Consider the following 12,299-nt stretch of genomic DNA (forward strand, 5'->3'; position numbering starts at 1 on the left):
CGCGCCGGCGGCGAACCCTACCGGCAGCAGGACGATGAGGGCGGGGATGCGCAGGATGCTCGCCAGGATCTGCGACCCGACGGCGAGGACCAGGACGGACCGCCGTCAGGCCTTCTGTGTCAGGTCGTAGAAGGTGGCCGAACCGACCGTCACCTTCTTGAAGTTGGCCTCGACCCAGGAGGTGATCTGCGAGGACGTACCGCTGCTGCTGCCGCCCATGCCGCCGCCGGAGCCGCTGCTGATGAAGTAGTGGATCTTGCCGTCCGCCACGTACTTCTTGAACTGCGCCAGCGTCGGGGACGGGTCGGTGCCGTTGAAGCCGCCGATCGCCATGACCGCGTCGCCGGTGGCCAGCTGGTAGCTCGCCGCGTTCTGGGCACCGATCGCGGCCGCCGCCCAGGTGTACTTGCCGGAGTCCGTCTCCAGCAGCTTCTTGGCCTCGTCGGTGACGCTCGCGCCGTTCAGCAGACCGCCGACGCCACCGCCGCCGCCCATGCCGCCGCCGTCACCGGTCTGACCGCCGGGACCGCCCTGCTGGTTCTGGCCCTGGCCCTGGCCCTGGGTGCTGCCGTTCCCGTTCTGCTGGTTCTGGCCCGGCATGCCGCCGCCCATCTGACCGCCGCCGGGGAAGCCGCCGCCGTTCTGGGTGTTGCCGTTGCCGTTCTGCTGGTTCTGGCCCTGCTGGTTCTGGCCGCCGCCGAAGCCGCCGCCGCCGTTGCCGCCGAAGCCGCCCCGGCCACCGCCGCCGCCCGGACCGCCGCCCATCATGGACGCGCCCGCCGGGCCCGCCGTCACGATGGAGCCGGTGTGGCCCGTCTGCAGGGTGCTGATGGTGTACGCGGTCGGGCCGGCGAGGGAGGCCACCAGGCCGAGGGAGGCCGCCGCGAGGGCGAGCTGACGGGTGATCCGGCCCGCGAAGACGAGGCCGAGCGCGGCGGTCAGACCGCCGATCAGGACCAGCCACTTCAGCCAGGGCAGGTAGTCGGAGGTGCGGTTGAGCAGGACGTACGACCACGACGCCGCCGCGACGACCGAGGCCGCGAGGGTGATCGAGGCCCACAGCTCGGCACGCTTCTCCCACAGCAGACCGGCGCCCATGCCGATCACGGCCGCCATGTAGGGGGCGAGGGCCACCGTGTAGTACTGGTGGAAGATGCCCGCCATGTAGCTGAAGACGACCATGGTGATCAGCAGCGAGCCGCCCCAGACGAGGAACAGACCGCGGGTGGCCGAGGTGCGCTGCAGCCTGCGGGTGGCCACCAGACCGGCGACCAGCAGGATCAGCGCGGCCGGCAGCAGCCAGGAGATCTGACCGCCGATCTCGGAGTTGAACATCCGGTCCCAGCCGGTCTCACCCCACTGGCCGGTGTTGCCGCCGCCACCGCCGCCGCCGACGCTGCCGGTCTCCTCGCCGTTGAGGCGGCCGAGACCGTTGTAGCCGAAGGTCAGCTCGAGGAAGCTGTTGTTCTGCGAGCCGCCGATGTAGGGGCGGGAGGACGCGGGCCACAGCTCGACGATCGCGACCCACCAGCCGCCCGACACGAGCAGCGCACCGGTGGCGGCGGCCAGCTGGCCGAACCGCTTCTTCACCGACACCGGCGCGCAGACCGCGTACACGATCGCGAGCGGCGGGAGGATGAGGAACGCCTGGAGCGTCTTGGCGAGGAACGCGAAGCCGATCGCGACGCCGGCCCACACCAGCCACTTCGTCCGGCCGTCCTCGACCGCGCGGGCGGTGAAGTAGCAGGCCACGGCCATCAGCAGGGCCAGCATCGCGTCCGGGTTGTTGAACCGGAACATCAGCGCGGCGACGGGGGTGAGCGCGAGCACGGTGCCCGCGATCAGGCCGGCCGCGGCGCTGAACCGGCGGCGCACGGAGGCGTAGACGACGGCGACCGTACCGACGCCCATCAGCACCTCGGGGGCGAGGATCGCCCACGAGTTCAGGCCGAAGATGCGGACCGACAGTTCCATCGGCCACAGCGAGGCCGGGGGCTTGTCGACGGTGATGGCGTTGCCCGCGTCCAGCGAGCCGAAGAAGAAGGCCTTCCAGGACTGGCTGCCCGCCTGGACCGCCGCGGAGTAGAAGGAGTTGGCGTAGCCGGAGGCGCTCAGGTTGTAGAGGTAGAGGAGGAGGGTCGCGGCCAGCAGGCCGAGGAAGGCCGGGCGGACCCAGCGGGGGTCCTCGGGGCGGCCGCGCCACAGTCTGCTGTGCAGTGGCTGCTTCGGCTCACCCGAATCGGGGGCAGGAGCGACCGGTGCCTGTGGCGGCGGCGCGGTGGGGGACGGGCCCCAGTTGGTCGTCGGTTGGTCGAGGTGGGTGGTCATCGGGCGTCGTCCCCCGGGTCGGTGTCGTGGGGGCGCACCGGCTGCAGTCGCATGGTGGCGTCCCTCCAGGTGCCGTCCGCGGCTTCGCCGGCGCGGAACTGAGTGGTCTCGTAGGTGGTGCCGTAGGCGGTCTCGTGGCCGGTGGCGTCCGCGAAGGTGGCGGTGCCGCCGTTCCTGGACCGCGGCGCGTACGACGGCGCGGTCGGCGGGGCCGGGTGCTGCGGGCCGTACGACGGTCCGGTCGGGTACGCCGGGTGGGCCGGCTGGGCCGGGAGGTGGGCGGCGACCACGGTCGACGTCGCGTCGTCGTCCTCCCGTCGGTCCGAGAACACCCACGCGCGGAAGAGCAGGAAGCGCAGGATCGTCGCCGCGAGGTTGGCGGCGATGAGCACCGCGAGTTCGGTGGAGTGCCCGGGGTCGGAGGTCGCCGCGTTCAGGGCGACGAGCGAGCCGCTGGTCAGCGCCAGGCCGATACCGAAGACGACCAGGCCCTGCGCCTGGTGCTTGACGGCCCCGCCCCGGCCGCGGACCCCGAAGGTCAGGCGCCGGTTGGCGGCGGTGTTGGCGACCGCGGACACCAGCAGGGCGAGCGCGTTGGCGAGCTGCGAGCCGCCGAACTGGCGGAAGGCGCTGTAGAGCAGCAGGTAGAAGAGGGTCGACAGGCCGCCCACGACGCAGAAGCCGACGAGCTGGCGGGCCAGGCCCTTGGGCACGTCCTGGATCTCGCGGTCACGGGGGTCGTCGCCGAACGGGCGGGCGAGCCGGTCCAGTGACAGGGAGCCGGTGGCCAGGGCCCTGCCCACCCGCCAGACGCCCTTGAGGTCCTCGGTCGCCGTCTTCACGATGTGCACGGTGGAGTCGGGGTCGTCGACCCAGTCGACCGGCACCTCGTGGATTCTCAGGCCGGCGCGCTCGGCGAGCACCAGCATCTCGGTGTCGAAGAACCAGCCGGTGTCCTCCACCAGCGGCAGCAGCACCTGCGCGACATCACGCCGGATCGCCTTGAAGCCGCACTGGGCGTCGGAGAAGCGGGCCTGGAGCGAGCCCCGCAGGATCAGGTTGTAGGCGCGGCTGATGAACTCCCGCTTGGGCCCGCGCACCACCCGGGAGCTGCGGGCGAGCCGGGAGCCGATCGCCAGGTCGGAGTGACCGGAGATCAGCGGGGCCACCAGCGGCAGCAGCGCGTTGAGGTCGGTGGACAGGTCCACGTCCATGTAGGCCAGGATCGGGGCGTCCGAGGCCGACCAGACGGTCCGCAGCGCACGGCCGCGGCCCTTCTGCTCGAGCCGGAAGTTCCTGACCTCCGGGATACGCGTCTCCAGCCGGCGCGCCACCTCGGGGGTGGTGTCCGTCGACGCGTTGTCCGCGATCGTGATGCGGAAGGAGTACGGAAACGTACGCGTCAAATGGTCGTGCAGTCTCTGGACGCACGGCTGGAGGTCCTTCTCCTCGTTGTAGACGGGGATCACTACGTCCAGGACAGGCGTACCGGCGGTGTCGGCCGGGAGGTGCTCCCGCGCCGGCAGGGTGCCGGGAGAAGAGTCGGTTCGCATGCCAACGACTTTCGTCAAACGCCCTGTTGCACCCATGTGGTGGCACTGTGCTCGACCTGTGAGTCCAGTTGCCAGTTCGTTTCGGGGGCGGGCTGGGGGACGGCGGGGGCCAGGGCGGGCAGGTGCACCGTGAACACGGTGTGCCCGGGCACGCTGTCCACGGTCACGGCACCGCCGTGCGCGGTCGCCACGGCCTGCACGATGGCGAGACCGAGGCCGGTGGAGCCCGTGGACCGGGAGCGCGCCGAATCGCCACGCGCGAACCGTTCGAAGACGTGCGGAAGGAGGTCCGGCGGAATTCCCTGGCCGTTGTCCTGCACGTCCACGCACAGCCACGGCCCACGTCGCTGCACGCGCGCGGTGACGGTCGTACCGGGCGGGGTGTGGGTGCGGGCGTTGGCCAGCAGGTTGACGAGCACCTGCTGCAGCCGCGCCGAGTCGGCGGACACGAGCGCGGGCTCGTCGGGGAGTTCGAGGCGCCAGACGTGCTCGCGTCCGGCGGCACGGGCGTCGCTGATGGTGTCGATGACCAGCGGTACGAGGTCGGTCTGCTCGAACTGGAGGGGCCGCCCGGCGTCGAGGCGGGCGAGGAGCAGCAGATCCTCGACGAGGAGTGTCATACGCCCCGCCTCGGACTCGATACGGCCGAGGGCGTGCTTGGTGTCGGGCCCGACCTCCTCGCGTCCGCGCCGGGTCAGCTCGGCGTAGCCGCGGATCGAGGCGAGGGGCGTGCGCAGCTCGTGGCTGGCGTCCGCGACGAACTGCCGGACCCGCATCTCGCTCTCCTGGCGGGCGTGCAGGGCGCCGTGGACGTGGTTCAGCATCCGGTTCAGCGCGGCACCGACCTGGCCGACCTCGGTATGCGGATCGGTCTCCGACTCGGGCACGCGCTCGCTGAGGTTGACCTCACCGGTGTGCAGGGGGAGCTCGGAGACCCGGGTGGCGGTGGCGGCGACCTTGCGCAGCGGGCGGGTGGCCACGCCGACCATGACGGTGCCGGCGAGACCGGCGGCGATGAGGCCGGCGACGGTGAGGCTGATCTCGACGATGATCAGGGTGTTGATGGTGCCGTCCACGTCGGAGGTGGGGATGCCGACGTAGAAGCTGCCGTTGTTGCCTTTGATGTACTGGACCAGGTAGGTGCCGAGACCGGGGAGGTCGACGGTGTGTGCCTTCGTGTCCTGTGCGACGGAGCCGAGCGCCTTGATCTGCGTCTCGTTGAGGTCCTCGGGGCTCATCTGTGTGTAGCCGGCGGAGATGTTCTTCTTGTTGCCGACCTTGGCGCTGGTGATCGAGCCGTTCTCGATCTTGGCCGCGAGGGTCTTCTGGGGACCCGGGGCCCGGGTGACGAAGTCACCGAGGTCGGTCGTCTGCTGCTTGGGCGCGTCGGTGGTGGTGGCGTTGCCGTTCTTGACGCCGCCCTTGTCTCCAGGGCCTCCGACGGGCCCGCCGGATGCGCGCATGGCGGACTCCTTCAAAGAGCCCTCCAACTGCCCGTACAGATGGTCCCGCAGCACCAGCGTGGTGACCGTGCCGATCACCGCGCAGACCACCGCGATCAGGGTCACGGCCACGACGACGAGCCGGGTACGCAGGGTGCGCGGCTTCCCTGCTCGTCGCTTCTGCGGACGCGGCCGTCGTCGCCCGCTCATGACACGGCGGGCTTGATCAGGTAACCGGCCCCACGCCGGGTGTGGATCATCGGCTCGCGGCCGGCGTCTATCTTGCGCCGCAGGTACGAGATGTACAGCTCGACGACGTTGGCCTGGCCGCCGAAGTCGTACGACCACACGCGGTCCAGGATCTGCGCCTTGCTGAGCACGCGCCGCGGGTTGCGCATCAGGAAGCGCAGCAGCTCGAACTCGGTCGCGGTGAGGTGGATGTTCTCCCCGGCCCGCGAGACCTCGTGACTGTCCTCGTCGAGGGTGAGGTCACCGACGACGAGCACGGAGTCGGAGCGCCGGTCGGCGGCACCGGAGCGCCGGATGAGTCCCCGCAGCCGCGCCACGACCTCCTCGAGGCTGAACGGCTTGGTGACGTAGTCGTCGCCACCGGCGGTGAGGCCGGCGATACGGTCCTCGACAGCGTCCTTGGCAGTCAGGAACAGCACCGGAACGTCCGGCAGTTCGCGCCGCAGCCGCCCCAGGACCGTCAGCCCGTCCATGTCGGGGAGCATCATGTCGAGGACGACGGCGTCGGGCCGGAACTCGCGCGCGGTCTGGATGGCACCGGTGCCGTCGCCGGCGCTCCGGATCTGCCACCCTTCATAGCGAAGGGCCATGGACAGCAGTTCGGTGATCGACAACTCGTCGTCCACCACAAGCACTCGGACGGGGCTCCCGTCCGGCCTCAGCAGTTCGGTGCGCCCCTGGGGCGAGGTCGTGGTCATGGAGACACCTTGTCGGTGTCCTCTGAGAGCACTCTTTCGACAACCTGTGATTTCCCTAAGAAACTCACAGGAGCCTCTCAGGCAATGCCTGGCAACGCCTGACGCCGAGTTGATCTCGGACTGGTACGGGAGTGACAGAAGGTGGCGAATCCTGTCAGAACAGCCCGTCCTGCAGGGGTCTCTCCGCCTTGAACTCCCGCACCGGCAGCCAGACCCCCGGCCCCTGCGAAGCGACCGGAAGCAGCTCCCACCCCCTCATCAGCCGCGTGTCGAGCACGACCACCTCCCCCTCCCCGCCGGCCAGATGAAGATCGGGCCCGGCGGCCGCAACCAGTTCCCCGCTCACCGAACCTCCGGGAACGAGCTCGCGCACCTCCCCCCGGGCGGCGGGTGCCGTGTCCAGCCCGAACACCCGCAGATGATCGACGGGACGGAACGGCTCGCGGATCAATGTCTCCGGCCAGCCGCCCAGTTCGACCGCGCGGGCGTGCAACTCCCGGATCTCCCCGGCCCGTTCGCCCTCGTCTTCCGGCAGGGCGGCCCGCACCGCCCGCTTCACGCCGTACGGAATCCGGTCCGGTACGCGCAGCGCCGCCCGCAGCAGCTCCTCGGTCCGCCGGGTGGCCATCAGCGGCCCGCTGCCCAGCCAGCTGAAGCAGACCGCCCCCTGCTCCAGCAGCCGGGCGGCCCCCCGCTCGACGGCCGTGATCCCGACCTTGACCAGCCCGGGCCCGAACCAGGCCAGATACACCCGGTAGGGGCGGGGGTCGTCCGCGATCCCGTCCGCCGCGACGGAGTGCGCCCGGTCGAGCCGCGCACACTCCTCGCACCGGCCCCCCGCACTCCTCGCCGGCACCGCCGCTCCCGACGGACACGTGTTCCCCCGCGCCCCGACACACCGCCGTACACCCCCTGCCGCGACCGCGAAGGCCACCTTTCCGCCCCGGACCAGAGGACTACGGCGCCCCCCGTCCCACATCAGCACGGGACCCTCCGCCGCCCATCGGAGCCCCGCGCACTTCCATGCCTGTGCCATCAGCCACAACGCTAGACCCGGCCACTGACAACGCGCCCCGACCTGCGGGTACACGCCCGGCGAGCCGGCATCCGACGCACCCCGGACGTCCGCCGCGGGCCCCGGTGTCGCGCACCCGCATCCCCCACTCCGCCCGCGGCCGCACCCCGGTCCTGACGGACCGGTTCACGCGCGCGACGGTGCTGGCGAACACCTACCGGGAGGAACTCCGCGACCGCTGAGGCCCGCTGGCCTCACCGCCGAGCCTCGGTGACGGTCAGGTCGAGCGGGCCGCCGTGCCGGGAGTGCGGAAGGTGACCTGCCGGCGGGTGGCCTCATCGATCTCGTCGAGGGTGAGGAGAGGAGTCGCCCGTGTGCGGAGGGCTCCGCTCGCCTTGACGGTGAGGCTGACGGCGGCCATGGAGACCGGGTCGGGGAAGTCGACGATGAGGACGAGGTCGTCCTCCCCGAAGGCGAAGTACATGGCCTCGACCTTCCCGCCGAGGCCGGTGACGACCTGCTCGACGGCGGCGCGACGGCCGCTCGCGCCCTCCTTGAGCAGCCCTCTGGTGCCCTCGGGCGTGTAGGTGGCCTGGATGAGGAACTTCGGCATACGGGTGCTTCCTGCCCATCGATTGTCCGATGTACAAGGGCCTTCCCGCTGTCACCGCGGCCACCCTCGCGAAGCGGCTGGATTCACTCGTCGGAACGAGGCGGGAAGCAGCCGACGCCGTTCGGAGTCACTGCCAGACCCACACCTGATTCGTCCTGCCGGAGCAGGTGTGCAGGGACACCTTGCTGCCGTCGTCGGTCGCCTGCCCGTCGACGTTCACGCAGTAGCCCGTCTCCTCGTTGACGATCTCGCCGCCGGAGGTCGGATGCCAGCGTTGCAACCCGTCACCGGTGTAGTCGGCGGTGGTCCTGAGCGCGTTGCTCCCGGCCGTCGCCGTCAGGTAACCGTGCGCGCCCTTCAGGCTGCCGTTCGCGCCGTACGCCCACACCTGTCCGGCCAGCCCCGTGCACGTCTTGATCGCGGCTGCGTACAGGTTCGCCGTCAGGCATCTGCCGGACTGGCTGCCCCGCAGCGCGCCGGACGACACGACCGTCCCGCCGTCGGCCGAAGTCGCCGTCACGGTCGCCGTCGCCGTCGAGCCCGGACCCGAGGCGGCCGAGCCGGAGTCGTCCGACGGCCCGGCGGACTCCTCGGACCCGGAGGTCCCGGCCGTGCGCCCGGCGGCGGCTTCGACCGCGGAGGCCGCCGCGGCCGTCGCTCCGGAGGTTCCGGCGCTGCTCCCGGATCCGCGACGCGGGTCGGAACTCTTCGTGGCACTCCCGCTCGCCGTCACCGCGACCGCGGTCGTGGTGACCGTCGCGGTGGCTCCGGTCCCGCCCGCGGCCTGGGCGTCGGCGTCCGAGGACGACGTCAGGGCCAGGTACGAAGCCGCGGCGACCAGCGCCGCGGAGACCACGGCGGCCGCCACGGCCGGCGCCACCCGCCGGGAGGCAGGACGGGACGTCGGCGCCTTCCACCGGACGGTGGGCGTCGGTCCGTCGGTCCCGCGACCGGAGGGTTCGTCCGCCGCCGGGCTCTTCGGCCCGGGCGCGGGATCCGGTGCGGGCCAGGACGGCACCGTCGGTGCCGCGGTGCCGTCGGCCACGGCGGCGAGCAGCGCGTCCAGCCGGGAGGCGTCCGGCCGGGCCTGCGGATCCGGTACGAGCAGCTGCGACAGGACCGGGGCCAAGGGGCCCGCGTGCAGCGGCGGTGGCACCGGCTCGCCGAGCACGGCGGCGAGGGTGGCCAGGCCGGTGCCACGCCGCATCGGGCTCGTCCCCTCCACCGCGACGTACAGGGTCATGCCGAGGGACCAGAGATCGGATGCCGGGGCGTCGTCGGCTCCGCGGACGCGCTCCGGGGCCATGTATTCGGGCGAGCCGATCATTTCCCCGGTCTGGGTCAGCCGGCTCACCCCCGGGAACCCGGCGATGCCGAAGTCGGTCAGGACCGCGGTCCAGGCGCCCTCCGAGCCCTCCGCCCCCTCCGTGTCCTCCCGCAGCAGGATGTTGGCCGGTTTGACGTCGCGGTGGTGGACACCGGCGGCGTGGGCGGCGCGCAACGCGGCCAGCACGTCACGGCCGACGCGAGCCGCCTCCCGGGGGTCCAGCGGGCCGGTTTCCAGCCGGTCCTGGAGGGACCGTCCCGGCACGAACTCCATGACGAGCCAGGGGTACGGGTCCTGGTCGACGATGTGGTGGATCGTCACCACGTTGGGGTGCCTCAGCCTGGCGAGGGCACGGGCCTCGCGCAGCACCCGCTCGTGCTGCACCCGCTCGTGCTGCAGATGCGTGGACTCGGGGTCTTCCCCGGCGGGCCTCGGGACGGCGGGGCGGACCTCCTTCAAGGCGACGTCGCGGTGCAGGGCGGTGTCCCGCGCCCGCCACACCGTGCCCATGCCCCCGGAACCGAGCCGCTCCAGCAGCTCGAACCGCCCGTCGATGATCCGTCCTGCCCCGTTCAACGGTTCCCGTCCCTCGCGATCGACCCGGGTCTGCCTACGGGAGACCACCGTGCTCGGTCGGGCCCCGAAGTGCCTCTCGGTACGCCACGGAACAGCGAGTCACCCGCCAGGCCCGCCGAACGCTACGGGCCGGCCGGGCCGACGACATCAGTGAAACCACGTAGAAGGGGTACGGGCTCGTGAGGAGAAGCGGCAACCGCCCCCGTCTAAAGGCGCTTCAGATTCCGGTCCAGGATCGACCGAAGCCGGTCCACGTCCTCGGGGTCCCGGGCTCCCCTCTTGGCGAGTACCGCGATTCCGGCCGCGCGGTCTCCGCCCAGCAGCACGAAGAGCCCGGGTGTCTCCAGGTACTGCCGGAACACCGTCCATTCGACGGTGGCGGACGCCCGTTCGCCGGTGGTGGCCACGCCGCGGCCGTCGGCGACCATGTGACACTCCCCGTACGGCTCCAGGACGCTGAACATCCGACGGGCCATGGTGCGCAGCCCCCGTACGGCACCCCAGGACGTGGCTGCCACGCACAGCACCAGCGTGATGATCACCACGGGCAGCGTGACATCACGGAGGGCCGAGAAGACGGCCACGGCGATCACCGCGATCACCGGCCCCATGAGCACCTGGGCCCGGCCCGCCGGCGACCTACGAGCCCGCGCCCGGAGCGCCTCCTCGAAGTCCGCGGCCGTCAGACGATAGACGAACTCCACGGCCGTACCACGGTCCGCGTCCTGATGTGAGGAATCCCCGCCCCTGGTGTCCATGGGCAGGGATCCTAGCGACGGCGTCCCGGACGAATCAGGGCCGCCGTGGCGGAGTTCGTGGCTGCCGTCGGGCGGCGACCCCGGCTCTCCACTGGTTGGTCGGTCGGGTCGGGCACCCGGCTCGCCGACATCGGGGCCGAGGTCGGTGGCGGCGGCCAACGAGCGGGCCGCGACGGTGAGGTCGTTCTCCCATCCGGGGAGCTCGTCGGGTCCGAGCCATTCGCTGTAGTCCGCTGCGGCGGAGAGGAACCGTGTCTCCTCCCGGGTTCGGGCCGCGACAGTCATCGACAGCCGATCGGCCACGTCCCTGGGGCTCAGCTCGCCTTTCACGAGGCCGAACGCGAGGCTCACCAGGAGACATCGGCCGGCCGTCTCCTCGTCGGGAAGGGGTATGCCGAGTTCGCGCAGGGCCAGCACGTACAGTTCGCGGACCTCGACCGGGTCGCTGCGGCGCGGAAGCCCGGCCAGCTCGCGCAGGGCGGGGGAGTCACGCCCGTCGGCGAGCGCGTGCGCAGCGAGCATCGGAAGTTCCTCGGGAGGGATTACCTCCGCCACGTACTGCCAAGCGCTGTGCTGCAACCGGTCCATGCGCCCATCGTGGAGGGCGGCGAGACGTCCTGGCCGGCCGATTGTTGTCGTGGGGCAATGACCTCGTCACCCCGAAGCGACTCGGGTCCTGTGGCACCGCCCAGAAGTCCTGCGCGGCGATGGCCGGAGGCGAAGCGGGCCGCCGTCAAGCCCTGAGGTGTCTGACATCAACCGTTGCCGTACTTCGCTGCTGTACGGCCCGTAAACACCAAAGGCCCCGGATCTCTCCGGGGCCCTTGACCTGTGTGCACTCGGCAGGATTCGAACCTGCAACCTTCTGATCCGTAGTCAGATGCTCTATCCGTTAAGCTACGAGTGCTTGTTATTCGGTTTTTCTTGTCTTCGCTTCCTGCCCTTCCGGGCCGCTCGCGGCGACAGGAAGAACATTACATGACTGGCCCCGACATGTGAAATCCGTTTGCCATACCCCTTGTGACCTGCAGAAACGGCATCTGGCGAGGGTAGGGAACGACGAAGCCCCGGACCGTGGACGGACCGGGGCTTCGGTGATCGCGCGGAGGCGGAGGGATTTGAACCCTCGATGGGCTTTAAGACCCAAACCGCATTAGCAGTGCGGCGCCATAGACCGGACTAGGCGACGCCTCCCGCACAACCGCTCGCGTGTGTGCGAGTGGTGCGTGCAGATGATGACACAGTCGAGCGTCGTGTCACCAATCGACGTCTACGGTACTAGGCACTCGGGTCGCAGGGCAAAGGTGTTCCCCCGGTGCGGCGCCGTGCCGGGAGCCGTGCCGGGAGTCGCGCCGGTGCGGTCGCGTCGCAGGTCCGGGCGTAAAGGGGGCCGGATGCCGTACGAAGGCGAGGGCCGGCCGGGGGGGGCGTCCGGGGGGCGGTGATCGCCCGGCCGGGATCGCGATGTGCGGGGAGGCCGTCCGGCTGTGGGAGGGGTGTCGGGAGCCGGGGTCGTCTGGGGCGGGCGACCGGATTCCGGTCCGGAGTGGGGCGGGCGGTCGGGCACAGGTGTCGCACGGCGGAGACATCCGTGCCGTGAAACTCCCGCGAAGGTCAGTCGTACGGTCACACGTTCTGCATCACTTCACCGTGCGAGCTCCCTCTCATCCGGGGCCGTGAGACGCACCCCAGCCCTTAGACTCCCTCGCGTGACACGTTGCGGGCCGGTTGGCAATATGG

At 71.1% G+C, this 12,299-nt stretch carries 8 protein-coding genes, 2 tRNA genes and 1 pseudogene; all 11 read right to left on the reverse strand.

Translation table 11 applies throughout. From position 1 onward, the window contains the following. Positions 1-105: 105 nt before the first annotated feature. The 11 genes and pseudogenes from ABT057_RS17610 to ABT057_RS17660 all read right to left on the reverse strand — a co-directional run bounded on the left by ABT057_RS17610 (position 106) and on the right by ABT057_RS17660 (position 11,753). The gene (locus ABT057_RS17610; RefSeq protein WP_352343962.1) at positions 106-2,328 is read right to left on the reverse strand and encodes a glycosyltransferase family 39 protein; all 2,223 of its coding nucleotides are present in this window, start codon (positions 2,326-2,328) and stop codon (positions 106-108) included. Further along, on the reverse strand, positions 2,325-3,881 hold the full coding sequence (locus ABT057_RS17615) for a bifunctional glycosyltransferase family 2/GtrA family protein (protein ID WP_352343963.1): 1,557 nt from the start codon (positions 3,879-3,881) through the stop codon (positions 2,325-2,327). The genes ABT057_RS17610 and ABT057_RS17615 overlap by 4 nt, the downstream gene beginning before the upstream one ends. Positions 3,882-3,895: 14 nt before the next feature. Next, positions 3,896-5,533, reverse strand: a complete 1,638-nt coding sequence (locus ABT057_RS17620) for a sensor histidine kinase (protein ID WP_352343964.1) — start codon at positions 5,531-5,533, stop codon at positions 3,896-3,898. Then, complete coding sequence (locus ABT057_RS17625; RefSeq protein WP_352343965.1) at positions 5,530-6,270, reverse strand: response regulator transcription factor; 741 nt, start codon at positions 6,268-6,270, stop codon at positions 5,530-5,532. Before ABT057_RS17625 ends, ABT057_RS17620 begins: the two co-directional genes overlap by 4 nt. A gap of 154 nt (positions 6,271-6,424) precedes the next feature. Beyond that, the gene (locus ABT057_RS17630) at positions 6,425-7,306 is read right to left on the reverse strand and encodes a DUF2797 domain-containing protein (RefSeq protein ID WP_352343966.1); all 882 of its coding nucleotides are present in this window, start codon (positions 7,304-7,306) and stop codon (positions 6,425-6,427) included. Next, positions 7,227-7,454 (reverse strand): annotated as a pseudogene (locus ABT057_RS17635) (HGxxPAAW family protein); the annotation flags it as partial. The gene ABT057_RS17630 and the pseudogene ABT057_RS17635, both read right to left, overlap by 80 nt. 108 nt (positions 7,455-7,562) lie before the next feature. Then, complete coding sequence (locus ABT057_RS17640) at positions 7,563-7,898, reverse strand: GYD domain-containing protein (RefSeq protein WP_352343967.1); 336 nt, start codon at positions 7,896-7,898, stop codon at positions 7,563-7,565. A 127-nt stretch (positions 7,899-8,025) separates the two neighbouring features. Beyond that, positions 8,026-9,801, reverse strand: a complete 1,776-nt coding sequence (locus ABT057_RS17645; protein WP_502973934.1) for a protein kinase domain-containing protein — start codon at positions 9,799-9,801, stop codon at positions 8,026-8,028. Between the two features lie 206 nt (positions 9,802-10,007). Continuing rightward, positions 10,008-11,081: a hypothetical protein gene (locus ABT057_RS17650; protein WP_352343968.1), complete on the reverse strand. Its 1,074-nt coding sequence runs from the start codon at positions 11,079-11,081 to the stop codon at positions 10,008-10,010. A 312-nt stretch (positions 11,082-11,393) separates the two neighbouring features. Then, positions 11,394-11,466, reverse strand: a tRNA-Arg gene (locus tag ABT057_RS17655). 196 nt (positions 11,467-11,662) lie between these two features. Next, positions 11,663-11,753 (reverse strand) — tRNA-Ser (locus ABT057_RS17660). Positions 11,754-12,299 lie beyond the last annotated feature (546 nt).

It is taken from the genome of Streptomyces sp. NPDC002588 (genome assembly GCF_040295925.1).
In the GTDB taxonomy this organism is placed as follows: domain Bacteria; phylum Actinomycetota; class Actinomycetes; order Streptomycetales; family Streptomycetaceae; genus Streptomyces.

Bases quoted from the DNA above. Each gene is read 5' to 3' on its own strand.
- ABT057_RS17630 (WP_352343966.1), bottom strand. From the start codon at position 7,306: ATGGCACAGGCATGGAAGTGCGCGGGGCTCCGATGGGCGGCGGAGGGT.
- ABT057_RS17610 (WP_352343962.1), bottom strand. From the start codon at position 2,328: ATGACCACCCACCTCGACCAACCGACGACCAACTGGGGCCCGTCCCCC.
- ABT057_RS17650 (WP_352343968.1), bottom strand. From the start codon at position 11,081: ATGCTCGCTGCGCACGCGCTCGCCGACGGGCGTGACTCCCCCGCCCTG.
- ABT057_RS17640 (WP_352343967.1), bottom strand. From the start codon at position 7,898: ATGCCGAAGTTCCTCATCCAGGCCACCTACACGCCCGAGGGCACCAGA.
- ABT057_RS17625 (WP_352343965.1), bottom strand. From the start codon at position 6,270: ATGACCACGACCTCGCCCCAGGGGCGCACCGAACTGCTGAGGCCGGAC.
- ABT057_RS17620 (WP_352343964.1), bottom strand. From the start codon at position 5,533: ATGAGCGGGCGACGACGGCCGCGTCCGCAGAAGCGACGAGCAGGGAAG.
- ABT057_RS17615 (WP_352343963.1), bottom strand. From the start codon at position 3,881: ATGCGAACCGACTCTTCTCCCGGCACCCTGCCGGCGCGGGAGCACCTC.